Annotated in this window: 23 protein-coding genes, 1 tRNA gene and 5 pseudogenes; 13 read left to right on the forward strand and 16 right to left on the reverse strand. The window is 59.7% G+C overall.

Going from position 1 to position 25,907, the window contains the following annotated elements:
* Positions 1-155 precede the first annotated feature (155 nt).
* Entirely contained in the window at positions 156-659 is a 504-nt protein-coding gene (locus G6P99_RS28215; protein ID WP_165124171.1) for a ferritin-like domain-containing protein, read from the forward strand.
* Between the two features lie 471 nt (positions 660-1,130).
* On the opposite strand, the gene G6P99_RS28220 is transcribed toward G6P99_RS28215, so the two are convergent.
* Genes G6P99_RS28220 through G6P99_RS28235 form a run of 4 tightly spaced genes read right to left on the reverse strand, consistent with a single transcriptional unit; the run spans position 1,131 to position 3,785 of the window.
* A complete protein-coding gene (locus tag G6P99_RS28220) occupies positions 1,131-1,856 on the reverse strand; it encodes a hypothetical protein (protein ID WP_165124174.1) in 726 nt (241 codons plus the stop codon).
* A complete protein-coding gene (locus tag G6P99_RS28225; RefSeq protein ID WP_165124177.1) occupies positions 1,853-2,248 on the reverse strand; it encodes a phage holin family protein in 396 nt (131 codons plus the stop codon). Before G6P99_RS28225 ends, G6P99_RS28220 begins: the two co-directional genes overlap by 4 nt.
* Positions 2,245-2,787 (reverse strand): hypothetical protein, encoded by a 543-nt coding sequence (locus tag G6P99_RS28230; protein ID WP_165124180.1) that lies wholly within the window; start codon positions 2,785-2,787, stop codon positions 2,245-2,247. Before G6P99_RS28230 ends, G6P99_RS28225 begins: the two co-directional genes overlap by 4 nt.
* Positions 2,784-3,785: a DUF3618 domain-containing protein gene (locus tag G6P99_RS28235; protein ID WP_165124183.1), complete on the reverse strand. Its 1,002-nt coding sequence runs from the start codon at positions 3,783-3,785 to the stop codon at positions 2,784-2,786. The genes G6P99_RS28230 and G6P99_RS28235 overlap by 4 nt, the downstream gene beginning before the upstream one ends.
* A gap of 818 nt (positions 3,786-4,603) precedes the next feature.
* Here G6P99_RS28235 and G6P99_RS28240 point away from each other — a divergent pair.
* Together G6P99_RS28240 and G6P99_RS28245 are read left to right on the forward strand one after the other, a co-directional pair.
* Positions 4,604-4,981, forward strand: coding sequence for a response regulator (locus G6P99_RS28240; protein ID WP_165124186.1), 378 nt, complete (start codon positions 4,604-4,606; stop codon positions 4,979-4,981).
* 776 nt (positions 4,982-5,757) lie between these two features.
* Positions 5,758-5,973, forward strand: a pseudogene (locus tag G6P99_RS28245) (hypothetical protein); the annotation flags it as partial.
* Between the two features lie 519 nt (positions 5,974-6,492).
* Here G6P99_RS28245 and G6P99_RS28250 read toward each other — a convergent pair.
* Positions 6,493-6,845: pseudogene (locus G6P99_RS28250) on the reverse strand (transposase); the annotation flags it as partial.
* Positions 6,846-6,989: 144 nt separating this feature from the next.
* Positions 6,990-8,579: a winged helix-turn-helix domain-containing tetratricopeptide repeat protein gene (locus tag G6P99_RS28255; protein ID WP_165124189.1), complete on the reverse strand. Its 1,590-nt coding sequence runs from the start codon at positions 8,577-8,579 to the stop codon at positions 6,990-6,992.
* A gap of 178 nt (positions 8,580-8,757) precedes the next feature.
* On the opposite strand from G6P99_RS28255, the pseudogene G6P99_RS28260 reads away from it, so the two are divergent.
* From G6P99_RS28260 to G6P99_RS28275, 4 genes and pseudogenes are all read left to right on the forward strand, one after another.
* Positions 8,758-8,982: pseudogene (locus G6P99_RS28260) on the forward strand (DNA ligase); the annotation flags it as partial.
* Positions 8,978-9,271, forward strand: a pseudogene (locus G6P99_RS28265) (hypothetical protein); the annotation flags it as partial. The pseudogenes G6P99_RS28260 and G6P99_RS28265, both read left to right, overlap by 5 nt.
* Positions 9,272-9,566: 295 nt before the next feature.
* Positions 9,567-9,902 (forward strand): hypothetical protein, encoded by a 336-nt coding sequence (locus tag G6P99_RS28270; RefSeq protein WP_165124192.1) that lies wholly within the window; start codon positions 9,567-9,569, stop codon positions 9,900-9,902.
* Positions 9,903-10,294: 392 nt separating this feature from the next.
* Positions 10,295-10,642: a hypothetical protein gene (locus G6P99_RS28275; protein WP_165124195.1), complete on the forward strand. Its 348-nt coding sequence runs from the start codon at positions 10,295-10,297 to the stop codon at positions 10,640-10,642.
* 379 nt (positions 10,643-11,021) lie between these two features.
* On the opposite strand, the gene G6P99_RS28280 is transcribed toward G6P99_RS28275, so the two are convergent.
* The 4 genes from G6P99_RS28280 to tnpA all read right to left on the reverse strand — a co-directional run bounded on the left by G6P99_RS28280 (position 11,022) and on the right by tnpA (position 14,064).
* Positions 11,022-11,195: a hypothetical protein gene (locus G6P99_RS28280; RefSeq protein WP_165124198.1), complete on the reverse strand. Its 174-nt coding sequence runs from the start codon at positions 11,193-11,195 to the stop codon at positions 11,022-11,024.
* A gap of 424 nt (positions 11,196-11,619) precedes the next feature.
* Positions 11,620-13,272, reverse strand: coding sequence for an IS66 family transposase (gene tnpC / locus G6P99_RS28285; RefSeq protein WP_165124201.1), 1,653 nt, complete (start codon positions 13,270-13,272; stop codon positions 11,620-11,622).
* 46 nt (positions 13,273-13,318) lie between these two features.
* A complete protein-coding gene (tnpB, locus tag G6P99_RS28290; RefSeq protein ID WP_165124204.1) occupies positions 13,319-13,666 on the reverse strand; it encodes an IS66 family insertion sequence element accessory protein TnpB in 348 nt (115 codons plus the stop codon).
* Positions 13,663-14,064 (reverse strand): IS66-like element accessory protein TnpA, encoded by a 402-nt coding sequence (gene tnpA / locus G6P99_RS28295; protein WP_165124207.1) that lies wholly within the window; start codon positions 14,062-14,064, stop codon positions 13,663-13,665. The genes tnpB and tnpA overlap by 4 nt, the downstream gene beginning before the upstream one ends.
* A 374-nt stretch (positions 14,065-14,438) precedes the next feature.
* On the opposite strand from tnpA, the gene G6P99_RS28300 reads away from it, so the two are divergent.
* The 3 genes and pseudogenes from G6P99_RS28300 to G6P99_RS28310 all read left to right on the forward strand — a co-directional run.
* Positions 14,439-15,794 (forward strand): MBOAT family O-acyltransferase, encoded by a 1,356-nt coding sequence (locus tag G6P99_RS28300; protein ID WP_165124210.1) that lies wholly within the window; start codon positions 14,439-14,441, stop codon positions 15,792-15,794.
* 9 nt (positions 15,795-15,803) lie between these two features.
* The gene (locus tag G6P99_RS28305; RefSeq protein ID WP_165124213.1) at positions 15,804-16,661 is read left to right on the forward strand and encodes a hypothetical protein; all 858 of its coding nucleotides are present in this window, start codon (positions 15,804-15,806) and stop codon (positions 16,659-16,661) included.
* A gap of 447 nt (positions 16,662-17,108) precedes the next feature.
* Positions 17,109-17,360: pseudogene (locus G6P99_RS28310) on the forward strand (ferritin-like domain-containing protein); the annotation flags it as partial.
* Between the two features lie 415 nt (positions 17,361-17,775).
* On the opposite strand, the gene G6P99_RS28315 reads toward G6P99_RS28310, so the two are convergent.
* From G6P99_RS28315 to G6P99_RS28325, 3 genes are all read right to left on the reverse strand, one after another.
* Complete coding sequence (locus tag G6P99_RS28315) at positions 17,776-17,964, reverse strand: hypothetical protein (protein WP_165124219.1); 189 nt, start codon at positions 17,962-17,964, stop codon at positions 17,776-17,778.
* Positions 17,965-18,480: 516 nt separating this feature from the next.
* Positions 18,481-19,023: a DUF1003 domain-containing protein gene (locus G6P99_RS28320; RefSeq protein ID WP_165124222.1), complete on the reverse strand. Its 543-nt coding sequence runs from the start codon at positions 19,021-19,023 to the stop codon at positions 18,481-18,483.
* Positions 19,023-19,481: a low affinity iron permease family protein gene (locus G6P99_RS28325; protein ID WP_165124225.1), complete on the reverse strand. Its 459-nt coding sequence runs from the start codon at positions 19,479-19,481 to the stop codon at positions 19,023-19,025. The genes G6P99_RS28320 and G6P99_RS28325 overlap by 1 nt, the downstream gene beginning before the upstream one ends.
* A 592-nt stretch (positions 19,482-20,073) precedes the next feature.
* Here G6P99_RS28325 and G6P99_RS28330 point away from each other — a divergent pair.
* On the forward strand, positions 20,074-20,451 hold the full coding sequence (locus tag G6P99_RS28330) for a hypothetical protein (RefSeq protein ID WP_334261698.1): 378 nt from the start codon (positions 20,074-20,076) through the stop codon (positions 20,449-20,451).
* An 801-nt stretch (positions 20,452-21,252) separates the two neighbouring features.
* On the opposite strand, the gene G6P99_RS28335 is transcribed toward G6P99_RS28330, so the two are convergent.
* A tRNA-Trp gene (locus G6P99_RS28335) sits at positions 21,253-21,328 on the reverse strand.
* 169 nt (positions 21,329-21,497) lie between these two features.
* Between G6P99_RS28335 and G6P99_RS28340 the strand changes: the two genes are divergently transcribed.
* The gene (locus tag G6P99_RS28340; protein ID WP_029084014.1) at positions 21,498-22,721 is read left to right on the forward strand and encodes a serine hydrolase domain-containing protein; all 1,224 of its coding nucleotides are present in this window, start codon (positions 21,498-21,500) and stop codon (positions 22,719-22,721) included.
* Positions 22,722-22,865: 144 nt separating this feature from the next.
* Here G6P99_RS28340 and G6P99_RS28345 read toward each other — a convergent pair whose 3' ends face one another.
* Both G6P99_RS28345 and G6P99_RS28350 read right to left on the reverse strand, forming a co-directional pair.
* Positions 22,866-23,633 carry an SDR family NAD(P)-dependent oxidoreductase gene (locus tag G6P99_RS28345; RefSeq protein WP_029084013.1) on the reverse strand — a complete coding sequence of 256 codons (768 nt, stop codon included), beginning with the start codon at positions 23,631-23,633 and terminating at the stop codon, positions 22,866-22,868.
* Positions 23,634-23,715: 82 nt separating this feature from the next.
* Positions 23,716-24,423 (reverse strand): histidine phosphatase family protein, encoded by a 708-nt coding sequence (locus G6P99_RS28350; protein ID WP_029084012.1) that lies wholly within the window; start codon positions 24,421-24,423, stop codon positions 23,716-23,718.
* 139 nt (positions 24,424-24,562) lie between these two features.
* On the opposite strand from G6P99_RS28350, the gene G6P99_RS28355 reads away from it, so the two are divergent.
* Positions 24,563-25,348 carry an SDR family NAD(P)-dependent oxidoreductase gene (locus tag G6P99_RS28355; RefSeq protein WP_029084011.1) on the forward strand — a complete coding sequence of 262 codons (786 nt, stop codon included), beginning with the start codon at positions 24,563-24,565 and terminating at the stop codon, positions 25,346-25,348.
* Positions 25,349-25,907 lie beyond the last annotated feature (559 nt).

Raw genomic sequence — 25,907 nt, forward strand, 5'->3', positions numbered from 1 at the left:
CTGAAGCCAGGCTGTTAAAACCGTGACCACCCGGAGCCTGCTGGGCACCTGGTCTGGAGGGCGCGGGAGCACCAGGAGCGCCCGATCAGAACGCCACAGGAACCCAATTTTCGCAGAATGGTTTGCTCCTCAAGTGAACCCCTACGGAGGAAGCTATGGGCTTTTTTACAAAAGACATCAAAACCCTTGATGATCTCTTCGTCCACACGCTGCGGGACATCTATTACGCGGAGCAGCAGATAGCCAAGAACCTCCCCGACATGCTCGAGAAGGCGACCGACCAGTCCCTGAAGAACGGTCTTGAAACTCACCTCGCCGAGACCAAGGGCCAGATCGCCCGGCTTGAAAAGGTCTTCCAGATGCATGGCGTCGAAGCCAAGGGCGTCAACTGCCCCGCCATCGACGGCATCCTGAAGGAAGCCAGCGAAGTTGCCGGCGACGTTGACGATAAGAGCGTGCTGGACGCCGCGCTAATCGCGGCCGCCCAGGCCGTCGAACACTATGAAATCACGCGTTACGGCACCCTGATCGCATGGGCGAACATGCTTGGCCGCAGCGACTGCGCCTCCGTCCTGCAGCAGAATCTCGACGAGGAAAAAGCAACGGACAGCAAGCTGAACACGATGGCGCTGAAGAGCGTGAACCGCAAGGCAGCGTAGTAAAGCGTGTGAGAGGGAGAGCAAGGGCTGCCCGGCCCGGTCGGGCAGCCCTTCGTTTTGTAAGTAACGAGCGTATTAAGAACTTTTGCAGCTTGTCGCGGCGGCGATGGTCGCGGCGAACGTGAATGCACGAGGCTTCGCAATATTTACCATCGCGTCCATTGCGTAGTGGGGAGACGGCGTGCTCGAAGGCAAGTCGTCTCTTGTGATCCAGAATGCGTTCCTTCTATTGGTCAACACTGGGAGTCTGGCGCTGGCTACCCCGGGCCGAGAAAGAGGCAAAATGCACCGGTCACAAACGGGCGCGCTCATTGGTAAAGATTGAGAGGGGGCATGCCGCCCGCATATCGGACCGATCTCCACCCGCGTGGGAGGCAAGGCGGAAGCTTCGCCGGCGAAAGCAGCGCCAAGCAAAAACGCCAGCGCGCTGCGGCGCATGTTGCGAAGCTTCGGGCCGCCAACCTCCGCGGCCTAACGCGTCGTTAGATGCTCCCGCACCACATTTGCCCCGGTCCGGCCAGTTTCTTGCAGCCGCTCAAGAGTTTCGGTGCCGATATCGTTAACTTCCGCCTTAAGCGTGTCGGAGGCTTCGCGCACGCTTTGGGTTACCGCTTCCGCACGCGCATTCAGGTCCTCTTTGACGCTGTCGCTGAGCTCTCCGGCCCATTTGTTTTCGAATTCTGACCCACTGAAGGCGCCGGCAACCGCCGCTCCGACCGTCAAACCTATTGCGCCGATCAGAAGCGGTTGTCGCTCGAGCAGCGCCGAGAAGGACGATTGGACCTGTGCGATCGTCTCCTTTCGCGGCAGCGCATCGCCGAGCTTGCCCAAGTTTTCCTGTGCAAAGGTAACGCCTTCATCTAACCCTTGCTTGACCGCATCCGCGGCGCTCGACATGGCAGCCGACGCCGTGCTTTTCGCATGGCGCACGGTGTCGCCCAAGTGTTGTGATAATCCATTTTCCGTTTCCGGAGCGGTCGGCGGACTGCTCGTGAATTTTGACGCGCTCGGCCGCAGATTGGCTCCAATATCGGCGAGCGGTGCTGTTGCCCCACTCACCGATTTTGCCGCGTTCTTCAGCGTCTCGTTACCCAACAAGAGCCATATCGCGCCTCCGCCGATCAGCGCGGCGGCAAGCGGATTTTCCCGAACCGCGTCCCTCAGATTGTCCAGAAAACCTGTTTGCGTGCCGCTCATCTCACCATTTCCTTCACACTAATCTTGTCCTTCTCTAGCTGACGCATCGTTTCGCGAGGCGCCAAGCTGCGGGCGTCCAGGCGGTTCATGCCGACGGCGAACAACACGCCGGCAACCGCTGCCGCAACGATCGTTGAGATAAGGTATGAACCCGGCTGCGACCAGCCGGCCGCGATCAAGGCCGCTGACAGCGCAAAAAGCGCCATGACGAGCGCGGGAATGACCAGAACGGCGCCCGCAGCAAAGAAGCCTAAAGCGCCGCCGATCTGCTGCACCTTCTCGCCGGCTTCGGCCTTGGCGAGATCAATCTCATTCTGGAAGAGCTTGGCGAACTGTGAAAGCGCGTCGCCGAGGAGGGTCGAAATCGCCCGAAGATCGGATTGAGTGTTCATGATGCATCCTCACCGCCCGATGATGTCTGGCTCCCTGACGCTTTGAAGAAGCGTATTGCGGCGAAGCCTGCGAGCACCGATAATCCGAGAAAGGCGGCTGGCTGCCGTTTCGCGAAGTCGGATGCCCCGTCCACGAGATCGCGAAAAGTTCCATTGCGGATTTTCTCGGCAGCGTCTTCGACGTAGTTGGCGGCGGAATTGATGCCGCGCGCGGCAAATGGCGCGTCGCTTTCGAAAGCATGACCGGCTTGCCGAATGTTTCCGACGAGCCGAGTCACGAAATCTGCTCCGGAGCGCTGCTGCTCCTCGGCTTTGTCCTGGAAGCGATCCGCGGCTCCCTCCGCCACGTCTTTTGCCGCATCAGCCGCCTCCTTGAACTTGTCACGCGCGGCCTCAGTTGAGGCCCGCAGCGCATCGCCCGCGCGTTGCTTGACGTCGGCGCCTGCTTCGGCGATCTGGTCCTTCAGAGTGTTTGAGGAGGCCGAGTCCTGCGTCTGAGAAGAAGCGGCTTGCCGAACATGGGTATCAAATTCGCTCATGACGATTTCTCTTCGGTTCGAGAGGGATTGAATGCCGCCGTCACCATGTCGTCGGCTGCTTCCTTCAGTCTTTCGGACAAATCCCGGGTCATCCGGCTGGCGTGTTTGCCGAGATCCGCATCCGAGACGCTCTTGGCAGCGGCATCGGCAGCCGACAGTACCGCGTCCTTGGCCGTCTCGAATCCCGACTGAGCTGCCTTGCCTGCCGCACGTTTGACACCATCGCTCGCCTCGCCGATTGCAGAGGCTTCAGCCCTTGTGTTGGGAAGAGAGGCCGCAACAAACGCTCCGATCGCGACCCCCAAACCGGCGATTAAGGCCGCGTTGTCGTGGAAGACCTGACGCACGGATTCCGGGCTAGCGGTCACCTTTTCGCGCGCTGCGGAACGGGCTCGATCGATGCTATCTTTTGCCGCGTCCGAGGCGGTATCGATGCCTGCCTTCACTCGATCGACAGTCTGGGCTACCCGGTCTTTCAGGTCGCCGGCAAGCCCGGTCGCCGTAGCTTGGGCTTCGCTCGCCAGGTCGGCGGCCTTTCGCCCCATCGCGGATATCCCATCCACCGTATCTCTCCCGACGGATTGAGCGCGTTCGGCGGCCTCATCTCCTAATTCCTTGGCCTTTTCGATCGTTGGCGTCGCGCTCTCAAGGGCTCGGATGCGAACGCTCTTCGACGTCAGCGCAAGGCCGGCACCGATCATCAGAAGGGGAAGTGGAAAGCCCCGAGCCAGCCGCAGGACAGGCACCGCAACCGCAGTCCCCGCGGCGATTGTCTGCATCGGGTTTTCCATGGCTTGCTGCTTCAGCAAGTCGAGCCAGCCTTGGGCTTTTCGGCCGACGAAATCGGAGACTTCTGACTTGATCCCCTCCGGAGAGACCTTGTAGCGCAAGTCTTCTGCTGTATCGGTGATCTGCTCTCTTAACCGATCGACGGTCGCCGAGAGCTGCGCGCGGCTCCGCTCGGACTCGCGCCTCAATTCCTCAACGGATCTTGTCATGGCTGTCACCGATCTATCGTTCTTGTTTAAAAGCGAACTCACGCTTTGTTGAATCGTTCCTGCGAGAGGCGGCAGTTTACTGGAGTGCGCTTGTCAGGCTTGGTCGCTCGGCGAAAAGACTTCTCGGAGCGGAGGCACCATCCGTCCCAGATAAATGGAAATGAGCGATAGAGAGCGCGTTGTGACAAAATGCGCTCGGCCCGAGTCTCGCGAAACGCTATCGCGTGAATATCAGCGTTGGTCTCGGCATTGCATTCGATTCCGCGCGTATTACCTGCGCTAAAGAAATTCTCTTCGAGGCAGTGATAGACGAACGACGCCGCTCTCTGGGAATTTCACGCTTCCAGCTTGCTGTACGGGGTCAATCCACTTGTGCCATTCGGCAAACGCCGACTTATGTGGCGAAAGCCCGCCGTTGTGCTGCCATCTTGGCGAACAGTTCTTCCTCGGTCTTATTGGTCGCCGGCTTGCTGATCAGCTCGCGCTCTTCGGCCTCGACACGAAGTGTTCTAAGCGTGCTTGCATGTCCTTCAGGGACCGCTTCGGTTTGTGGGATTACAGAGAGCTACGGATTCCAATAGCCCTATAACAAATGATTAGGGCATAGCGCCTCCTCTTCGGACGATGGGTTAAGTATCACCGTCGTCGCGGATCGCATCAGATGAGAGCAACCCATGTGAATCGAAGTGGTAATATTACCACTTTTTCTCAGCCTTGCGGCGAGAGATCCGGTTCTTGCTTGTCTCGTCTCCGGATTCGGTATGCGATTAGATTGACCAATCTCCGTGGTACTACGAGCTGAAATAGCAGGCACCACCATGACAGGACCAGGACCAGCCTATTCCGTCTTCGTCGTTGAAGACGAGACGATGATCAGGATACTGCTTGCAGAAATGCTCGAGGTGCTTGGTCACACCGTCGCCGCCGAGGCAGGCCATCTCGAACAGGCAATTGAGCTGGCGAACCGCACCGAGTTCGATTTTGCCGTCTTGGACATAAATCTTGACGGCAGATTAAGTACACCGGTGGCCGAGATCCTCAGATCGCGTAAGCTACCCTTCATCTTCTCGACCGGTTACGGCGCGAGCGGAATTCCACCCGACTTTGCCGACGTTCCTTCACTCCAGAAGCCCTTCACTATCGAGACGCTGGGCCGCACCATTCATGAGCTCATGGGTGACGAGAGCCAGCGCTAGGACCTTGGTAGGACTTCGGAGGTGTAACTTCCAGAGGAGAAGATACACCCACCAATCGCCGATCCAGGTGATCATTCGCCAATCGAAACTGCGCTAGCTGGCTCCCCCGGAAGCGTCCCTGCTCACCGCAGGCCGCAATGAAAAAGGCCGCCAACTGAGGCGGCCTCTGATTGAGTGGCCCCAGCAAACCTTGGGGGCCTGTGTAAAGGCTGGTTGCTGGGGCCATCTAGCGGCCCGCCCGATGCATACGGGCCGATCTAGCCGTCAGTCTGCGAAGAACGCAAACGCCATGATTGCTATAGGACTAAAACCCAGGGTCACAGCGCAGATTCGGAAAAATAGGTCATTAGGCATGACACAACCCCACGTAGAGGGTTAGCCTACGCCTGGAAGACTCGGCAACCTAGTGCAGTTTGTGCCAAGCCGGAAGTTGGTTCAGTGTCAGGCACTTCGTGCGCTCACCCCCCGGATAGCTTTTTCGGCTACATCCTAAAGAGGACAATCAGGATCAGCACGGAAAGTGCGATTGAGGCGCAACCGGCTATCATTATCCAGTCCAGCTTCATGCTGTGAGTGCTGAGACCATGGCGCACCGCGATGTTGATTTGGGTCAAGGCTTTTTAAATTTGGCCTCCCGGATCCTTCGTGGAGCCATAGGGCCTGGCCGCGCATAGGAACGCCGCGGCGCGCGATCCGTTATCGCTTCGAATTTCGATGGAGCGATCAATGAACACGACGCGACCCTGCGTCGGCGACAACGGCAAGGTCTCGATGTGATGCCGATCGAGCCTCCCGAGATCCCACCATCAACGCCGGGCACGCCGAGCGAACCGCCGCCGGGCATTCCGCCGGGAAATCCGCAGCCTGAGATTCCAGCGCCGGTGCGCGAACCCGGTGAACCGCCGCGACCGGACGAGTTGCCCGGCAACACGCCCGACGAATTACCGGTGCGTGGACCGCCGGGACCATCCGGTCCACCACCTGCGACAGATCGACTGCGATGCGGTCGATGGGCAACTAAAACGCAGCGCCTTCAGCTGTGCCGATTTGGCGGCGGAGGCGGATTTTCGTACTGGTCTAGTATCGACCGCGCGATTGCTACAGCCTCTTTCGCCACGATCGCGAGGACGATCGGTTCACGGTCACCCAACTCGATTGTGAGAACAGTTGGCTTGCGAGAGCCATCTGCAACGAGTCCCGGACAGGTCGGGCTACCTGTGACGAGCCCGACCGCCAGTGTCCTGACACCCAGATGGCGTTGGATTGCGTGACCACTGCCGCTCTTCCTCTTTCAACCACTTATAATGCCGGCCGAGAAGGATCCTCCGCCTCCACCTGTATCGAAGGCGCCAACCAGGAGACCGATGCCGAACCGATCTTTTTGAGAGATCTGTGCTGCAAATGCACCCGTGTTGCGATTGATGGCGTAGCTGTTGCTTCCACTTTCAGAGGACTGGTGAGACGCAGCCGCCGCGCCACGACGAACCCGGCCGTTCTTCGGCGCCCTCGTACTAGGACGTGGACTCATTAGCGCCGAGCCATAGCCTGATTGACGCGAGTTGGACGAAGGCGAGGCAATTGGCGGCAAGCGCGTCGCCACACGACGACATTGTTTGATCCTGTTGAAGAACCGTTCGACCTGGTTGCGAGCGCGGTAGAGATAGGGGCTGAAGCAGATCGGATCGCTGCGATTGCTTTTCGGCGGGATGTTGGCCCATGCGCCTTTCTTGATCGCAAGTTCTCTAATCCAATCGGCATCGTAGCCACGGTCCGCCAGCAGCATCGATCCAGGCGTCATGCGAGACAGGAGTTTTCCGGCAAGCCGATTGTCGTGGGCTTCACCAGGCGTCAGCGCAAGTGGCACAGCCCCCAGTTTGGGAGTTTGAATCACAATTCGCAGCGCTGGCTCAATGTGAGCTTCCCGCCCAGGGATTTGGACGCTATCCGCCTGGCAGCAGACCTAATATGCTCATATTGAGTTTTGTCGAGTTTGACCCATTCTCCGACATCACCCTTCCGGCACCCCGGCTATGCGCATGCCCTCACAGAGGCGCTCTTGTCCAGCGAGATAAATCGGATTGTCGCTTATTTTGGCGGCGCGCAAGCGGCGGATGGTAAAGCCTGGGTTGAGCGCAAATCCCGATTTCGCAGCGGTTCGCGCCTCATACAGCGCGCCGAGCAAGCCCAAGGCAGCGGCGAGCGAAAAATAGGCGAGAGGATGAGTGCGGTTGGCCTCAATGCTTCGTCGTAGCCAATCGACGGCTTCGGCATCCGCGCCGAGCTGTAACTTGGCCACGCCCACAAAACGCATCAACCGGTAGGCACCGATATCGCGAGGGGACAGACGGAAAGCTTCGAGCACATGGCCTTCGGTCTCGCTGGGGCGACCCATATAGAGTTTGGCTAAACCAATAGCGCCATGAGCATAGGCAAGATTGCGATTGAGCGTTAATGCTTGCTCACATTCGGCAATCCCTTGCGCAGCGCGGTTTGTTACAATGTAGATGAGAGCCAGGATCATGTGTGCCCCTGCAGCGTCGGGGGCAAGTGAAAGTGCTTTGATCGCGTTCGCTTCGGCTGCCGAAAGGAGCGCGGCTCGTTCGTCCGTTAACAGGTCGGCCCCCATTGTCAGATCGATGTTTGCCATGCCGATCATCGCTCCGATCGCTCCGATACCTCGGGGATCGATCGCCAAGGCACGTTCAAAAAAGCCACGCGCCTGGGTAAAGTGCTCACGGGTCGTCGGCCCCTTATAGAAGCAAGCAGTCCCCTGAAAGCACAGGTCTATCGCATCGGGATGCGCCGAACGCTCCGCTTGTCGTGCCTCGGCTACAACGAGTTGGGCACCTAACGAGTGGGCGATCCTCGATACGATTTCATCCTGCATATCGAAAAGATCGGCGACAGCCTTTTCGAAGCGATCGGCCCAAAGATGTTTGCGGCTTTCGGCATCGATGAGCTGCACGTTCACTCGAAGCCGCTTGCCGCTGCGCTGCATCGAACCTTCAAGCACGTAGCGGACGTTCAACTCGCGGCCGACTTGCCGTACGTCGATTGCTTTGCCCTTGTACGAGAACGCACTGTTTCGGGCGATTACGAACAAACCGCCGATGCGCGACAAGTCCGTTGTTAAGTTCTCGGTTACACCATCGACGAAATAGTCTTGTTCGGGATCGCTGCTGAGGTTGGCAAAGGGCAATACAACTATGGAGAAACGAGGTGGCGAAGGTGACGATTGCGCTGTTTCGCCGCTTTGCGCCGAGCCGGCTGACGCAAATACTGGCATTTGCGCTTCCCGCACTGTGCCAACGAAGCGGAAGCCCTTGCGCGGCAATGTTTTTATTAGACGCTGCTTCTCGCCCGTGTCGCCGATTGCGCTCCGAGCGGCATTCAGGCGGGTCGTCAGCGCAGCATCGGAAACCACGCGTCCATTCCAAACGGCGTTGATAAGCTCGTCCTTGGTAACGACGCGCTCCCTGTTGCGGATCAGGTAATCGAGCAGGTCAAAAACCTGTGGCGTGACGGAGACAACGTCGCCCCCCCGCTGCAGCTCGCGCAGGCTGATGTCGAATGTGTATTCCTCGAACAGATACCGCAAGCTGCCAATTCCTTGGGTGGCCGCCGATCGTCCAGCATTTGCAACATTCTAAATGATTGGGCGAAGTAAGGCGATGTCGCTTGTTGGCCCTTCAGCGACCTGGGGAGATGTCCGCTTTATCGCCGCTGTTGGGGGTAGAGCGGACATCGGGCGGCCAGCCGCTTTATGAGTACACGGCCTAGCGGTGCGAGAAGACCGCGCGTGGCGGTACATCGGGCACGTCGGCATTGGCCTCAGCCTACACGGCACGCGCTCTAGGTTGAAGACTGCGAAGTCGCCCTTCCCCGACAAGGTAAAGGAAGAGCACGCCACCACCTGGGTCCGGCCGTCTCTGGTCGCTGAAGTGAAATTCGCGGAATGGACGAAGAACAGCGAGCTTCGCCAGCCCGTCTATCTAGGTCTCCTTCCAAGGTCCAGCCCAACCGTCACCCGCGCTCGGCGACGCGCTCAATGCCGGTTACCGCTATCTCGAGGTGAAGTGCCTTGGCTGCGAGTCGCATCAGACCGTCGCGCTCGATATCGTCAGGCGACCTAAGTGGACGCCGATCCACGAGCTGGAGCGGTACATGCGATGCAAGGAATGCTCGCGCCAACAAGGTCCCCCCTACAAGCGCAGTCACCTGGTGGCATTGCGAACCAGCAAGATTTCCGCCATGCACCCACCGTCAACGTGGTGGCCGGAAGCGCGCTGACGATAGCGGCTTCGCGAAGTTAGTTGGGTCCGAAGATCATACCAGCATCGTGCCTACACAGCTGTCCAGCCCTATCGAGGTGGCAACGGCCACACCTGTACTGGCATCGAACGGTCCTTTAAAATCAATGAAGCAAAACGAAGAGGCCGCGGGCGCTGGACCGCGACCTCTTGGACCCGATCTCAAATGAACGTCTTGGAAATAAAATCGCCGCCGAAGGTCCACCGTTGTTAGACAACGAATTCGCAGCACAGTGAAGTCAAAACACTTTCCATACTTGTGGAACTATCGTGACGTGGCGAGGACGACACACTTTCTTTCTTCGAGCTTCTCAACAGCCATCATCACTGCGGGTGCTACCGCTCCGGCACGACGTTTGATAGCGAAAATCCTGCTGGCCTTCGATTTCCTCGCCATGGATGCCAACGACCTGAGGGATCTGCCGCTGTCGATGCGCAAGACGAACCTGCAGCGGCTCCTTGCGCGCCGGCCAGAGGGCATCTTCCTGTCGGACTATGAGCAAGGGGAAATCGGCCCGAAACTTTTCCGCAAGGCCTGCGAGTTCGGCTTTGAGGGGCTGGTATCCAAGCCATCGGATCGGCCCTATCGAGGCGGCCGGTGCACACACTGATGGATTAAGGCGAAGAACAGGACGCATCCGGCGATGCATCGTGTAGCTTTGGCGAAGGCCCGATAAGTGTTCAAGTTGGACACTAATCGTCCTCCTGCGGCCTTTCTAGGGATGGTTACTTTCCCCAAACCGGTTATATTGGATCACAGATTCAACCTTTAGCATCGTCGGTCCCATCCCCATGCTGACCGCTTTTGTCTTCCTCGTGCTGGTTGCGCTGGCCGCTCTCTCCGTGCGCTGGGCTTACCAGGCCGGTTATAGGGACGGCCGCGAGCAGGGTCTGACCGACTCCTACCGGCTATATGGGGTCAGAGGACCGGACCCGGTAGCGAAGCCTAGCAACCACGAGCCTGAAAAAGTTGGGGCGTAAGATATCTGCAAGCAATCGGGTCGTGATCGGATCGACGCTGTTCGCCTTGGCGTCGAGTAGCTTCCTTTACCTCATTCCTCCGACCCCGATCGAGCACCACCGCATCCGCGGCATGATGCGACACTATCAAGGCCATGCGTATTTGGTGCCCTTCAAACACTTCGACAGCCCCCTTAAGCATGCCCACCTCTATGAAGACGATCGGTTGCTCGGGCCGGCGAATACTCCTCAGCAAGAAATCATCGACAAAGGCGCTGGGCGCTTTTGGCTCTATCGAGACGAAGGCAACTATTTCGGATCAGTCTTGATGTTCTCGTCTAGCGACAATACCGACCCAAACACGAACGGCCGAAAGTACCGCATCGAATGACAAAAAGCCCGACGCCGGTTAAGGCGCCGGGCAAGTCTTGGGAGGAAACAGCCTGAAGGCTCAGGCCTAGCAACCGCCTGTCCAGACGATCAGGCGAATTCTTTCGCCACTCGCGCCACTCTTGAACCGCGACGCAGATGGTGAGGATTGCGAGAACGACCATGAAGGCGGCGAGCCAGTTGACCCACCAAAGATTGCTGCTCAGTGCAGCCCCTTGGTCTGGATCAGACCAGTCAACGTCTCGGACGCCTGACGCAGGAGCGTCGTCGCCTCTTCAAGCTTTGCCTGCACTTCATGCAGGCGCGTTTCTTGGCTCGAGAAACCCTATCCCCCCGCCCATCGTCGGACCAAACACGGCGGAACTGGTTGAGGACCTAGATCATTTCTTTGCTCTGATCTCGTTCACGAGGGCGATGAGCGCGGTAGCGTTGCCATGGATGGCTTCAGCGATACGGTCCGCCGCGGCGATGCGCTCGTCGTAGCTTTCGGTCAGCAGGTTCTTGGGCATCTGAATGCAGGTGTCTTTTTTCTCTTCTCGCTTCTCGGACTTCAACAAAGCATCACCCACATCACGATAGCGATGAGACCGGGAGGGTCCCTCGCTTTAAGGTCTTCCTGAGCTATTTCCATGCGACTTCCCTAGCTGTCCCGCCGAATTGCTAGGATCAGTCCCAGCTTTCCACGCTCCTACTTTCAGACTTGCGTGCGGTTGAAGAACATGTGCCGGACCGCCATGACACGCCCGGTGCCGAAGATGCCGCCAAGTATGAGACCGGCCCAATCGGCAACGAGGCCTTTGATCGTTGGAGTGCCCGGATCAAAAGCTGCCGGGCGATCCAGCGAAGCGAGCCCTTGGGCGCAGAAGACTCTTGCTCGCTTTCGACAAGCGCCGCTTCCATCGTACGCATACGACGAGGACCGCGTGATGGACGCATGCGCGCGGGTACGGCGAGCTCTATGATGGCGTTGCGTGAAGGTCAGGCGGCCTGCTGATCGGCGGGCTTGTCGGCTTGGCGCAGGAGCTTCCATTCCCAGGGCAGCAATTCGTGCAGACGCGATGCGGGAAGATCGGCGATACGGGCGAGGACGTCGGCGAGCCAGGCTTTCGGATCGACGTCGTTGAGACGACAGGTCGTGATCATCGTCAGCATGATGGCGGCACGGTCGGCACCACGCTGGCTGCCGGCGAAGGTCCAGTTGCGCCTTCCCAAGGCGATGCCTCTCAATGCGCGCTCAGCACAATTGTTGGTCAAGCAGATCCTGCCATCGTCGAGGAAGCGGGCGAAGTCGTCCCAGCGCCTGAGCATGTAATTCATAGGCTTCAGGACCTCGGAGGAGCGAGAGAGGGTTTCGCGCTCACGCAGCAACCAGGCGTGCATGTCCCCGAGGAGCGGCTTGCTCTTTTCCTGGCGCACGGCGCGCCGCTCTTCGGCGCCGCAGCCGTTAATGGCGCGCTCGATCTCGAACAACACATCCAGGTGCCTGACCGCCTCCAGCGCGATCGGAGAGACCGGTTTACCTCTCTTGCCTTCGCGGGCATTCTTCTCGATGTCAGCCAGCTCGAAGAAGCCCCGCCGCGCATGGGCGAAGCAAAACGCCGGCGTAATCGGCAGCACCTTCTTCTGCGGGTCGAACAGCGGCTCGAAGCCGTTGTAGCAATCGGCTTGCAAGATGCCGGCGAAGGCGGCCAGATGCTTCTGCGGATGCTCGCCTCGTCGGTCGCTCGAGGCGTAATAGACCGCCGCCGGCGGCGCAGGCCCGGCAAAGGGCCGGTCATCCCGCACATAAGTCCAGATCCGCCCGGTCGTGCACTTGCCCTTCGCCAGGATACGGATGGTGGTATCGTCGCCATGAAGGCGCTCGGCCGCGAGCACATGGCGTTCGATCAAGTGGAAGAGCGGCATGACGGCGAAGGTCACGTGGCCGACCTGGTCGGCCAGCGTCGACAGCGGCAAATCGATCCTCTCGGCCTTAAAGCGCGCACTCTGGCGGTTGAGCGGGATATGCATGCCGAACTTGTCGAACAGGATCGTCGCCAGCAATTGTGGGCCGATGAAGCCGCGCGGCGTGGCATGGAACGGCGCGGGCGGCTGGCTGATCTTCTCGCAATCGCGGCAGGTGAACTTCTCGCGTACCGTCTCGATCAGCTTGAAGTGGCGCGGGATCTCCTCCAGCGTCTTGGTCACATCCTCACCGATCTTCGCCAGCCGCGATCCACCGCAGCAGGCGCAGGTCGTTGGAGCCTCAATGACGACGCGCTCGCGTTCGATGTCATCCGGCCATGGCTTGCGCACCGGCCGCTTGCGCATGAAGGGGCGGACGTTCTGCGTCTTCGCCGCTGCGGCCTGCGCGGCAAGCTCATCCTCGCTCGCCGTGGTGACGAGTTCTTCGAGCTCCAACTCCAGCTGCTCGAGCAGCCGTGCCGCGCGCTCGGAGCGCTGCCCGTACAGTTCGCGTTTGAGCTTCTCGATCCGCAGTTCGAGATGCGCGATCAGCGCCTCGTTGTCCGACAGCTCCGCCCGCGCACTGGCAGCCACCGCCTCGGCTCGCAGCCGCGCCTCACGCTCGGCCTGCAGCGCCGCCAGGGCACTCGCAAGGTCCGATGGAAGATCGTCCGGCTTCGATATCATGAAGCCATTGAATCAGATCAAGCAGCAGATTCAAACCGTAAAACGGCTATCCGACCCGCGTCGGGCGCTGGGTTTCTTGAGGGTTGCGCCAATCGATCCCGGACAACAGATAGCTCAATTGCGCCGGAGAGATCGTTACCGATTCACCGGCAACCGATGGCCAGATGAACCTTCCTCTCTCGAGTCTTTTGGTAAACAAGCATGCTCCCTGGCCATCGTGCCAGATCATCTTCACAAGATCGCTGCGGCGACCGCGGAAGACGAACAGATGACCGCTGAGCGGGTCTTTGCGCAACACCTCCTGCACTTGGAGTGCCAACGACGGAAAGCCTCTGCGCATATCCGTGTAGCCTGTCGCGAGCCACACTCGCGCGCCTGTCGGAACCGGGATCATCGGCGCACCAGGGCATCGAGAACTCGCCGCAGCGCGTCTCCATCAACGTCACCGTCGACCCGGATGCGGTGTCCGCTACCGAGATCAATCTCGATGATGCCCTGGCTCCTCCGTCGACGCGCCGGCGCCGTCGTCAATGGCGCTTCGGCCACATCCCGCGGCGGCACAGACGGCACAATCTCGACCGGCACCAACGGCGCTACACTCGTTTCACCGTGCTTGCAAAGCTCTTTGCGCCACCTGAACAGCTGGCTCACATGAAGGCCGGCCATGCGAGCCACCTCGGAAACAGTGGCTCCGGGCTCGAACGATGCTGCAACTAGCCGTTCCTTCTCATCCTGTGACCACCGACGCCGCCGCTCGACCGATGTGATCACCTCTGCCCGCGAAATCGTCATAGCGCTTCTCCTAGGATTACCCCTAGGACCTGCAGCGCTCGCGTCCGTCAAACAAGGCGGCCCTCAATGGAGGGATACCTTCCATCTTCAACGCGTCTCGGAACGGCTTATCCTTGTTTGCGGACCCAGCGGGGCGACCGGCCATATTTTATTACTCAAGTCTTGAAAGATTTGCGGACACAAGCCGCCCGGCGGGTGAAAGCTGCGAACCGGCCGCGATAACTACATACTGATTTGTCCAAGCCTGTCATTTGAGTTGTTTAAAGAAACTCATGTCCCAACTGCGTAACAACCAAAGGTATAATAATATAGACTGTTGGCAGGTGTTTTGTGAGCGACTACAAGCGTGATTCACACAGCGGCCGCGCAGGGCAATGACTTTCACATCCTGGCAATTTGCGATCTTCGTTGGCGTCGTTTTCGTCGCCTACTACCTGCCGATCTTCAGGCGAACGCAGGTCTACCTGCTTATAGCAGCGAGCATCTTTTTCTACGGATACGGCCAGCCCGAGTTGCTGCCGTTGCTCGTGGTCGCGGTGGTCGGTACCTGGGCATTCTTAGTTCTATCCTTTCGGCGCAGCTCCTATACTGCGGTCGGCATCATTTTTAACCTCGGCCTACTGGCCTTCTTCAAGTACAAGTTTCTGTTTTTCGCGCCGCCGGTGGCGACCGGCCATCCCCTCGGTAACTTCCTACTAAACCTGCCTCTCCCCATCGGCATCTCGTTCTTCGTCTTCCACAACATCAGCCTTCTGGTCGACCTGCCGAAGCAGAAGCGCCCGGCGACTGTTTGGGAGATATTCCTCTATGTGATTTTCTTCCCCCAGCTGATCTCGGGGCCGATCACACAAGCTAGGAACTTCTTCCCTCAGATAAAGCCGAAGGAAATTGCCGCGGTCCCATTTGTCGAAGCGGTGCAGTGGCTCGTATTGGGCTATTTCTTTAAGCTATACGTAGCCAACAACCTCAACGAAATGACGTTGTACATGGCCTACCCGCTCTTTGAGACGGTCAAGACTGCCGACAAATGGCTACTGCTTTTCCTCTACAGCTTTCAGATCTACGCCGACTTTTTCGGTTACTCGTCGATCGCGCTAGGCCTCGGGCTATTGTTCGGGTACCGGCTGCCAGAGAATTTCAACCGCCCATACATTGCGAGCTCTATCGCCGATTTTTGGCGCCGATGGCATATTTCGCTCTCAAGCTGGCTTCGCACTTACCTCTACATTCCGCTCGGCGGCAGCCGTCACGGCCCTACACGCACCTATTTCAACCTCATCGCAACCATGGGCCTCGGCGGCCTCTGGCACGGCGCAGGACTGAGCTACCTGGTGTGGGGCCTAATGCACGGCGTTCTGCTAGCTGCCGAGCGCCCGTTCTTCGACAAACTGGACCGGCTCAAATCACCAACGCTGACTGCATTGCGCGCTCTGATCGTGTTCCTAGCGGTATCGATGCTGTGGATTTTCTTCAAGCTTCCTGACTTCACCCACGCGGCCAGCTACTTCTCGGCGCTCTTCACCGAAAGTCACATCCAAAATCCGCCTAGGATCTACCGAACCTTGGCATTGGCCTATTCGCTTCCAGTCATCGTTCAACACTTCATCCGTCCAGGGCGGCCCCAAAAGGGATGGACACGTGCTTTGGAGCCATTTGCCTACGGCGCGCTGGTTGCACTTGCGTTCTCCGAAGCCGGCCCAGAGTCGGCCTTCATCTACTTCCAATTCTAGGATGCGATTATGGTTTGGATGCTGAAATTCGCAATCGCGGTGGTCGCTGCGATCGGGATCCTGAAACTTGCCGGTGGCCACGAAAGCTCGCCTCTCGCTACGACAACTGACGCGCTCAACTACGCAACTGCGGCCCGATATGTGAACAATTCCTCTCATAAGGCAGTCATCGTAGGGAGCTCACTTTCGGTCAGGATGTCGGATGACTATCTTGCGTCAGCGAATATCGAGAACCTAGCGCTCTCGGGTGAGTCGGCTGTGACTGGACTAAAGATCGCAGCCGAGGCGACGCCAGCACCAAAGGTCGTCCTCATCGAGGCCAATATTTTGGTGCGGCGCGTCAACAAGGACCTGATCGATAAGTTGGCAGATCAGACATCCGTCTTTCGACCGGTACGCGCCGTTGCGCAGTACTATGAAACTCTAATGCACGCGCCGAAAAGCAAAGAGGACGCTAGGGTAAGAGTCGACCGTTTGATCGCCAGTCCGCCATCCAGCAGCTCGGGTACCGAGCTCGCCCCGCAGATTTTAGCCGAAGCGCAAGCTGTTCCTCAGCAGGAAGCGGTGCACCGTACGATCGCCGACATCAGGAAGTTCAAGGCTATCCTGGAGTCGAATGGGGCAATCGTCCTGCTCTTTCACATGCCATGTTCACCAGAATACGAAAACACGCCCCTTGCCACAAGAAGCACCGAGCTAGCCTCAGACGCATTTCCAAGCACATCGGACTGGCTGAATATCGCTGTCGATCAGTCTCAATTGCGCTGGACCGACGGAATCCACCTGGACCCCAGATCGGCTGCGTTGGTTGCTCGCTTCATCGGGCATGAGGTCGATAAGTTCATGGCTTCCAAGACCGGATCATAGCTGCTGCTGTCTGCCATGCCGTTCGGTAGGATACGTTGCCGCCGCGCGCCTCGATACGCTTAGCAGCCTCCTCGAGCGTCTGTCGCACGATCTCGTCCTGACGATCTCCGTAAAGCTCCGCGGCGGCGGCGCGATCGCCGGCATCGGTTCAATCCTAAGCGGCCTCATGCAGCCCTCACGTTGCTCTCGCGCGTGTAGACCAACTCACGCCTGCCACGTGGAAGAAACTGCAACTTTCCGTTCTTGCGCCCGCGGACCGTTGTGAGCAAATCGGCGAACTCGCCCTCCATGAACTTTACGCGAGCAATTACTGCTTGGCCGAGAAGCTGACGAAGGAACAAGCCGAGCAGATCAAGCAGCGGCTGGCGACTTGGAACTCTCAGCCCACTTGAACTAGTTGACCGACGTCTTGGGCCGGAAGCATCACCGATGCGCTAGTTCTCGTGGGTCCTCGAGGAAGCCAGTGACGTGGCCTGCGACGTCGACGACAGGACAGTTTTGGACGCGGCCCTCATCGCCGCCGCGCAGTCTGTCGAGCACTACGAGATCACTCGATACGGCTCGTTGATCGCTTGGGCGAAGAAGCTCGGCCGCGACGACTGTGCCTCCGTCCTTCAGGAGAACCTCGACGAGGAGAAGGCGACGGACAGGAAGCTAAACGACATGGCAGTGAACGGCGTGAACCAGCGCGCCGCATGATGTCTGCTGGCACGGACGCTGGTCGCCCGCGAGGGCGACCGGCCATACGCAGGACGGGTTTCGCGCGTGCAGGTTGCCGGCGAGAGACAGTGCTAAGCGCATCACACCGGGATCGCGGCCTTCCTAGCGTCGCTAGTCTACATCCCTCAGCAAAGAAGGCCTGACCGCGCGACCTTTCGCTCGGCATGCTCGCGGCTCTCACCTTTGGGCTTTCCGGCCTACTGCGCCGAGACTAGTTCGTTGCGCGAACGATAGCGCATTTTGTTTTAATCGTTTTGGAACGGGTGTGTTTGCCAGTATCGGACTCAGAGAGCCTTGCAGCCAGCTGGGCCGAGAGTTGGTCATCTCAGCCAACTACCGTTGGTCTGCATTAGGTTCCTCCACCGAGACGCAGCGCCGAGTCCGCTGTATGCACTCACCCTTTTTGTTTCTCTTTTGCGCTTCTTCCATCGGAGCTTTTAGAGCGTTCTTCGAAGCGATCGGCTCCCTTAGCTAGATCGTGTCCCATCTTGCTCTCGGTTTTCGCTTCTTCCTTAGCAGTCGCCTCGCGCAAGCCTTCAGCGGCCCGTTCCCCAGCTTGTGATGATTTTGGTTCGTCATCCATGTGAAGCACCTTCCCTGATAAAACACGCTTCTCCGGGAACACTCCGGTTTCTATCCCAGCTACGCCGTAACAAACTTCAATCAGATCGCTGGGACATTGTTCCAGTTCCGTTGAGGCTGTGCACTACTGGCCGCCTCAGACGAGCCGCGCAGTCCATGTCCGCTAAAAAACGTAAGCGTCCGGCGTGGGCGTCGCCTTCGACGCCATGGCCTTCGAGCAGCAAAGCGCCATCGGCGCCTTAATCGATGCGAGGCCGGTCCCCCCGCCAGCGCTTGCTCCGCGATCTCTCGATGGCGTCGCGATATCAAGAAGTAGATGAAAGCGATAAGGATAAAGGCGATTGCGCCCGCGGTAAAGGTGAGCGAAAACGCGTTCAGCTTGATGAAACTCCGTTTCTCTTCGCGCAGCGGGCGAACCGGCCGGCTGCGCGACCTTTTTCCGGCTTTCGATCAGCAGAACTGAGAGCGCTCTATTGCATGCCGCACGCGCGCAATAAAGTCGTCCGCGCGTAGTCATCTAAGATCCACTCGAAGCTTCTATCTTCTTTTTCTTCTCACGCTCCCGCAGATCATGGGCAATCTGGTCAACTGAAGTCTCACGCGCAAGCTCATCGGGAGTACAATCGTCCGCGTCGTCCACGTCTAGCCTTTTTGCAATCCGTTGCAAGATTTGCAATGACCGGGTTGCTTCTCTCTCGGCGAGCAAATTGATCTGCAGCTCCAGGTGATCGCGCCGCTCCAGCGTCTGGTCAATGGTGCTCTGGCGGATCAGAACGCAGGAAGTGAGAAGAACAGCCTCAAGCGCCAGGATCATCGCCAGCAAGGGAAACGGATATTCATCGAAGGCCTGGTGAACAAAATTTAAATTGAAGACGATCCAGCATAATACGAACGCACACTGAAGAACGATGAACTGAACGGTGCCAACGAACCATCCGATCCAATGAAAGATTCGGTGGTGAACTGCGATCGCCTCTTCGTCCTGCTTTTCAACCCGCAGGATCGCGTCAATGTTTTCGGCAGGCGACGTTTCAGTTTTGTCCCCTGCCGCGGCGCGCATCAATTTGCAATCCTGTCGGCCGCCCGCCGCGCCGACTCTTGCGTTTTATCGAGTGTCTCGTCGCCCGCCTTTTCGGCGATCGCCCTTGCCTCGCATTTGTTTCGGATGTCTTCCAGCTCCTCATCGGTAAGGTGCTCGATGCCGACCAGCGAATTCCGAGCCGCACCGACTCGGATAAGCTCGTCAAGCTTGACCTGAATGGCCGCGCTGTCGCGGTTTTGCGAGTTTTGGATCAAAAAGACCATCAGGAAGGTCACGATGGTCGTTCCGGTGTTGATCACCAGCTGCCAGGTGTCGGAGAAGCCGAAGAGCGGGCCGCTGACAGCCCACAAGATGACGACCCCCGCCGCTAGAATAAAGGTCGATGCACGGCCCGCAGCGAGCGACGTCCTGTTGGCGAGTTCGCCAAAAAACTTGGAAACGCTCGAGGCCTCTTTAGCCTGCTTCTTACCGCTCATGTTTGCCCTATAGCCGGCGGGTAAAGCGGTCGGGGCGCAGAAAGTTCCAATGCCTAGGAACCGTTGCTCAACCTGCACATTATTTCGTCAGATGGCGCGAGGCGCCTCGTTTTGAGATTGAAATAGATGATCGATACTGTCGTGGTTGCCCCGGGAGATGCGTCGGGCTCGTCGCTTGCGGGTGTGTCCTGGCCTTCCATTGTAGCCGGGGCGGTCGCTGCCTGTGCAATGACTCTTGTGCTGCTCTCGTTCGGCGCCGGCCTCGGTCTCAGCATGGTTTCACCATGGGCGGGTTCAGGCGTTTCTGCCACCACCTTCAAGATCACGACGGGTCTCTACCTCATCGTTATCGCCATGATCTCCTCTTCGATCGGTGGGTACCTTGCCGGAAGGTTGCGGTCAGGATGGGACGGCGTCCACGGCGACGAAGTCTATTTCCGCGACACGGCGCACGGTTTTATTGCCTGGGCACTGGCTTCCGTGCTGGGCGCCGCCGTGCTCGCCAGTCCGGCCACAAGCCTCATCGGCGGCACCCGCGGCCGGCGTGAGCCAGGGAGCAGTGACGAGCGCCGCCCAGCCGAGCGGGGGTCCTATGGACGGGTACGTCGACACGCTGCTGCGAGGCGACCCTGCCACGCAGTCCGCGAACAGCAGTCCCGCTGACGCTCGTGGCGAAGTAACGCGCCTCTTCGTGCAAAGCTTCCGCAACGGCGGTGACCTCAAGGCCGCCGACCGCGAATACGCCGCCAAGGTCGTGGCTGCCCGGACGGGGCTTAGTCAGCAGGATGCGGACAAGCGGGTTAACGACGTCGTCACTCAGATCAAGGCTGACGCGGAGGCAGTGCGCAAAGCGTCGGCCTCACTCGCGTTTTGGATAACCGCTTCCCTGCTCCTGGGAGCTTTCTGCGCAAGTCTTGCAGCCACCGAAGGCGGCGGCCTTCGCGACGGCACCTGGAAACGCCGCCGGTAAAATTGAAAGGAATTACCATGCCGATTTTACTCTGGCTTCTCGGAATACCGATTCCACTGATCATTCTGATCCTTCTTCTGCGATGACAGGTGGCCTCAGTGGCGCGTCTTGTCGCGCCACTGATCTGGCAAATGAACGTCGCGGTCGGGCAAAAAACCCGGGAAAAACAATGCCATTAATTCCTGGCTGGCGCTCCCTAGGGGAATCGAACCCCTGTTTCAGCCTTGAGAGGGGGCGTCCCTGAGCTACTCGATCTGGCCCGCGTCGGCGGGACATACCCCAGGCGGACTGCGATTCCGCCAGTTCGACCGTGGGTCGATTCGTATTGCCCGGGTTGCCCCCAGGGAGGCCCAACGCCCTGCTGCTTGCGGAGGCTTCAGCCGGGCTGCACTCCCAATATATCATGCTCGGTGGCCCGCGGGAGGCCGCCCAAGGCGAGTTTTCCAGTTGGGCTATCCCCTTAACGGTAGCTCAGATGGGGGTTATTCCGGGGGTCAATCCTACTAAGAATACGTCAATAAATTCAATTACATATGGCGGAGAGAGTGGGATTCGAACTGCTGGTTCGCCTGGTTGGGCCGCTACAGGCTGCTCGCCTACGGAGAGCCCTCCCTCTGTCAGGCAGAGTGGGCAAAGCGACAGCGATTTGACGCACGGGTGGCCCCGGCTGCGCGACACAGGGTACTCTACGCAACGGAGAGGTATTGCCTGTGCGGCCGACTGCAATCGCCATTTGTTACCCCAAGCGTTACCCCAAAGCGGGCCCTGCGTGGTCTTATTTGTCTAATTTATTGATTTAATTGGCAGGAGTGGCAGGGCTCGAACCTGCGACCCCCGGTTTTGGAGACCGGTGCTCTACCAATTGAGCTACACTCCTGCAGGGAACCTGCGTCGCCGCCGGTTCGCGCCGTTTCAAGCACAGGGCATGGCCGGTTTGCAAGGGCGAAGCGGTGAAGCTTCTGTTCATTGCAAAACTTCTGCGCCAGACTTAGGCGATCACCCCGCGTCGGCGCTCCGCCGCAAGAATCAAGAACCAGGGAGAGACTATGAACGTCCAGACCGCCACTAAGCACGCCGCCAGCCAAACCACCCCATCCCTCCCCCTCGCCAAGCCCGAATCGATCGGACTGTCGAGCGTGCGGCTGCAGGCGCTGTCCAACACCTTCAAGCGCGAGGTCGACAAGGGAACCGTGCCCGGCGTGACGGTGCTAGTGGCGCGGCGCGGCCAGATCGGCTGGTTCGACGCGATCGGCCGGCAGAGCCCGGCGGCCTCGGCGCCGATGACGCATGACACGATCTTCCGCATCTTCTCGATGACCAAGCCGATCGTCTCCATCGGCATCATGATGCTGCTGGAGGACGGCCACTTCCTGCTCAACGACCCCGTCGCGAAGTTCATCCCCGAATTCGCCGAGACCAAGGTCGGCGTCGAGCGTGACGGCAAGCTCGAGCTGGTGCCTGTGCAGCGACAGATGACGATCCAGGACCTGCTGCGCCACACCTCGGGCCTGACCTATGACCACACCGGCAACGGGCCGGTGCAGCAGCTCTACCAGCAGTCGCGGCTGCGCAGCCGCAAGATCACCAATGCCGAGCACGCCACCATGCTCGCCGGCATGCCGCTGGTCTGCCAGCCCGGCGCCGAGTGGAACTACAGCCGCTCCACCGACATCCTCGGCCGCATCATCGAGGTCGTCAGCGGCAAGACGCTCGGCGCGTTCCTGACCGAACGCATCCTCTCTCCCCTGCAGATGACCGAGACCGCCTTCCACACCGGGGAAGCCAATGCCGGCCGGCTCGCCGAGGCCTTTGCCAACGACCCCTGGACCAACGAGAAGGTGCAGCTGTTCAACATGCTGGAGAAGCCGGCGATGGAATCCGGCGGCGGCGGGCTGGTGTCGACCACGATGGACTATGCGCGCTTCGCGCAGATGCTGCTCAATGGCGGCTCGCTCGACGGCACCCGGATCATCGGCCGCAAGACGCTCGAATTCATGGCGTCCGATCACCTCGGCGCCGGCGTCAAGATCCAGGGCACGCTGGTGTCGCCCGGCCACAGTTTTGGCCTCGGCTTTGCCGTGCGGATGCAGCAGGGCATCGCGCCGTTCTCCGGCTCGGTCGGCCAGTATTTCTGGAGCGGCATGGCCGGCACGTTCTTCTGGATCGATCCGCGCGAAGAGCTGATCGCGGTCTTCATGATGCAGGGCCCCGGCCAGCGCGAATATACCCGCTCGCTGGTGCGCAACGGCGTGTATGCGGCGGTGGAGTAAGTCTCGTGCCCCGGACGCAACGCAGCGCGCAAGCGGTGCGTTGCTGAGCCGGGGCCACCTCATCCAATCGTGCAGGTCCTCCTGGGTCCCGGCGCTGCGGAGCGGCGCTCTGCGCCGCACCGCGTCCGGGACACGAGAACATCCTCAGCTGATCGTCGCGCCGCCGTCGATCACCACGGTCTGGCCGGTCATGAAGTCGCCGGCGCGCGAGCCCATGAACACCGCGGCGCCCGCGATCTCGTCAGGCACGCCGATGCGGAGCAGCGGCGAGCGCGCGGTCGAGGCCTTCAGGTTGTCCGGATTGTCCCACAGCGCCTTGGCGAAGTCGGTCTTGATCAGGCCCGGCGCGATGCAGTTCACGCGGATATTGTGCTTGCCGTATTCGCAGGCGAGGTTGCGCGCGAGCTGCATGTCGGCGGCCTTCGAGATCGCGTAGGCGCCGAGGATGGTCGAGCCCTTCAATCCGCCGATCGAGGAGACGATGATGATCGAGCCGTCCTTGCGCTCGATCATCTGCGGCACCACCATCGAGATCAGCCAGTTGTTGGCGACGATGTTGTTGTCGAGGATCTTGCGGAACTGATCGTCGGAGATGCCGGCGAGCGGACCGTAATACGGGTTCGATGCCGCGTTGCAGACCAGCACGTCGATCTTGCCGAAGGCGCGGTTGCTCTCGTCGATCAGGTTCTGCAGGTTTTCCTTCGACGAGATGTTCGCCGCGATCGCAACCGCGGTGCCCTTGCCGTAAGCGTCGTTGATTTCCTTCGCCACCTGCTCGCAGACATCGGCCTTGCGCGAGGAGATCACGACCTTGGCGCCGTGCTCGGCCATGCGCTCGGCGATCGCGCGCCCGATGCCGCGCGTCGAGCCGGTGATGACGGCGACTTTTCCCTTCATGTCGAACAAGGTCATGTTTCTCTCCCACGATGTTGAAGTCTTGAGTGTTTGAATTGCGTTGAGCTTAGGCAGCGTTCCGGTGTTGCGATAGCAGCAATCACGCAAGCTTGCTCGCCGGCCGGACCTCCGGCCCGGACGGCTGATGCATCGCGGCGTGGCGTGGATCGGCGATCCAGGGCTGCTGGTTCACCATCGGCAACCGCCACACGGAGACGTTGGGCGCCGCGATGTGATCGAGCCGCGTTACCGAGACGTTGTCGATGTCGAAGGACAGGCCCCTGTCAGGCTGGCCGCCAAGCGCAAGACCGACCGCAGCCCTGATCACGCCGCCATGGCCGACCGCGATGATGTCGTTACCCGCTTCCACAGCCGTGATCCGCACGATCGTGCGACAGACGCGGGTGTAGAGGTCCATGAAACTCTCGCCGCCGGGTGCCGGCTCGTTGACGTCGGCGAACCAGAGGTTGCCCGGCGGACGGCTGGCGAGAAACGCGGCGCGGTTCATGCCCTGCCACCGGCCAAGATGCAGCTCGGCGAAGTCGCGTTCCTGCGTCATGCTTTCAGGCTTCGGAAAACCTGCGGCCCAGATCGCTTCCGCGGTCTTGTGCGTGCGCTTCAGATTGCTCGAATACCACACGGCGTTGCGCGGCAGCATCTTTGCGACCGCCTCGAACACTTCGACATCGCCGGTGTCGCAGTCGATATCCTCCTGCCCGTAGATGTTGCCGCCGTCGCTGCGCACCGGCGCGTGGCGAACCCACCACCACCGCGTCACCGTCACGTTAGGCTTCTCTGGATTGGACATCGGATGAGCCCTTCAATAGTGTCCCCCGTCGCTGTACGTCACGCCGCACATCGTCTCAAGTGCTTCGGACGTTTGAAATTTTGTTTGAATTCCGTCGCGCGGCAGACGCGCCACGGACCATGTGAACAGGGAGAACCTCATGGGCCGCCTCGAAGGCAAATCCGTCATCATCACCGGCGCTGGAAGCGGTATCGGCCGTGCGGCCTCGCTGCTGTTCACCAAGGAAGGCGCCAAGCTGATCGCGGTCGATCGCACCGATGGCGTCAACGAGACCGCCAAGCTGGTGCGCGACGCCGGCGGCACCGTCGAAGCCGTCACCGCCGATGCCGGCTCGGAGAGCGACGTGAAGGCCTTCATCGACAAGGCTGTCGCCAAATACGGCAAGCTCGATGCGATCTGGGCCAATGCCGGCGTCAGCGGCGGACTGGTGCCGCTCGCCGACCAGACCGTCGAGCACTGGCAGGAAGTGCTGCGGATCAATCTGATTGGCCCGTTCCTCGCGATCAAGCATTCTATACCGTACATGACCAAGCAAGGCTCCGGTTCGATCGTCTGCACCGCGTCCGTCGCGGGCCTGAAGTCCGGCGCCAGCGGACATCCCTACGGCGCGAGCAAGGCCGGCGTCATCAGCCTGGTGCAGACCACCGCCTACTCGCTCTCCGGCACCGGCGTGCGCATCAATGCGGTGTGCCCGGGCCTGATCGAAACCGGCATGACGAAACCGGTGTTCGATCGCGCCAAGGAACGCGGCACCCAGGACAAGATCGGCCAGCTCAATCCGCTGAAGCGTCCCGGCCAGCCGCACGAGCTCGCCGCGATGGGATTGTTTTTGGCGAGCGACGAGGCGTCCTACGTCAATGGCCAGGCGATCCCGGTCGACGGCGGCCTCACCGCGTCGATGCCGTATACGGGCAAGCCGATTTAGCGACGGCTCTTTCAAGGCCGTCGTCCGCGATAGCGACGCATACACCACTGTCGTCCCTACGAAAGCAGGGACCCATAACCACGGGATTGAGTTGTTGAAGCGCGCTGTGGCCACAGTGTCGTGCGAATAACTAGCGTTGGTGGTTATTGGTCCCGGGTCGCGCTTCGCTTGCCCGGGACGACACTGAATTTGTTATAGGGCCTGTGAGTCAAACATCCGCATTCTCGCGACGTGAATCGCCCGAGCTTTGCTGTTCGTTCCGCCCCCTCTCGCAGAGGGCGCAGGGAAAGCCGGGTGCCGATCGCACCCATGGGCCCCGTGCAAAGGTAGAAAGCACGGGGGTAGGACCACAGGTGTAACCGGAAACACTCCGGCTTTCCCTGCGCGATGGCTTACGGCTTATACGTGCTCTCCCCGGCGAGACTAGGCTTGTTTGTCACCGCCTTCGTAAGAACGCTGCGCGTTCTACAAGGGGACACCGGCCACTACCTAGGGCGTCAGGACCACACGACTTCACCGTCCGCCTTGCGTGCTCTCGTCAGTCACACGCTCGGCGTCC

This window comes from Bradyrhizobium sp. 6(2017) (assembly GCF_011058295.2).
In the GTDB taxonomy this organism is placed as follows: Bacteria; Pseudomonadota; Alphaproteobacteria; order Rhizobiales; family Xanthobacteraceae; genus Bradyrhizobium; species Bradyrhizobium septentrionale.

Bases quoted from the DNA above. Each gene is read 5' to 3' on its own strand.
- G6P99_RS28215 (WP_165124171.1), top strand. From the start codon at position 156: ATGGGCTTTTTTACAAAAGACATCAAAACCCTTGATGATCTCTTCGTC.
- G6P99_RS28220 (WP_165124174.1), bottom strand. From the start codon at position 1,856: ATGAGCGGCACGCAAACAGGTTTTCTGGACAATCTGAGGGACGCGGTT.
- G6P99_RS28225 (WP_165124177.1), bottom strand. From the start codon at position 2,248: ATGAACACTCAATCCGATCTTCGGGCGATTTCGACCCTCCTCGGCGAC.
- G6P99_RS28230 (WP_165124180.1), bottom strand. From the start codon at position 2,787: ATGAGCGAATTTGATACCCATGTTCGGCAAGCCGCTTCTTCTCAGACG.
- G6P99_RS28235 (WP_165124183.1), bottom strand. From the start codon at position 3,785: ATGACAAGATCCGTTGAGGAATTGAGGCGCGAGTCCGAGCGGAGCCGC.
- G6P99_RS28240 (WP_165124186.1), top strand. From the start codon at position 4,604: ATGACAGGACCAGGACCAGCCTATTCCGTCTTCGTCGTTGAAGACGAG.
- tnpC (WP_165124201.1), bottom strand. From the start codon at position 13,272: ATGATATCGAAGCCGGACGATCTTCCATCGGACCTTGCGAGTGCCCTG.
- tnpB (WP_165124204.1), bottom strand. From the start codon at position 13,666: ATGATCCCGGTTCCGACAGGCGCGCGAGTGTGGCTCGCGACAGGCTAC.
- tnpA (WP_165124207.1), bottom strand. From the start codon at position 14,064: ATGACGATTTCGCGGGCAGAGGTGATCACATCGGTCGAGCGGCGGCGT.
- G6P99_RS28300 (WP_165124210.1), top strand. From the start codon at position 14,439: ATGACTTTCACATCCTGGCAATTTGCGATCTTCGTTGGCGTCGTTTTC.
- G6P99_RS28305 (WP_165124213.1), top strand. From the start codon at position 15,804: ATGGTTTGGATGCTGAAATTCGCAATCGCGGTGGTCGCTGCGATCGGG.
- G6P99_RS28315 (WP_165124219.1), bottom strand. From the start codon at position 17,964: ATGGATGACGAACCAAAATCATCACAAGCTGGGGAACGGGCCGCTGAA.
- G6P99_RS28320 (WP_165124222.1), bottom strand. From the start codon at position 19,023: ATGCGCGCCGCGGCAGGGGACAAAACTGAAACGTCGCCTGCCGAAAAC.
- G6P99_RS28325 (WP_165124225.1), bottom strand. From the start codon at position 19,481: ATGAGCGGTAAGAAGCAGGCTAAAGAGGCCTCGAGCGTTTCCAAGTTT.
- G6P99_RS28330 (WP_334261698.1), top strand. From the start codon at position 20,074: ATGGACGGGTACGTCGACACGCTGCTGCGAGGCGACCCTGCCACGCAG.
- G6P99_RS28340 (WP_029084014.1), top strand. From the start codon at position 21,498: ATGAACGTCCAGACCGCCACTAAGCACGCCGCCAGCCAAACCACCCCA.
- G6P99_RS28345 (WP_029084013.1), bottom strand. From the start codon at position 23,633: ATGACCTTGTTCGACATGAAGGGAAAAGTCGCCGTCATCACCGGCTCG.
- G6P99_RS28350 (WP_029084012.1), bottom strand. From the start codon at position 24,423: ATGTCCAATCCAGAGAAGCCTAACGTGACGGTGACGCGGTGGTGGTGG.
- G6P99_RS28355 (WP_029084011.1), top strand. From the start codon at position 24,563: ATGGGCCGCCTCGAAGGCAAATCCGTCATCATCACCGGCGCTGGAAGC.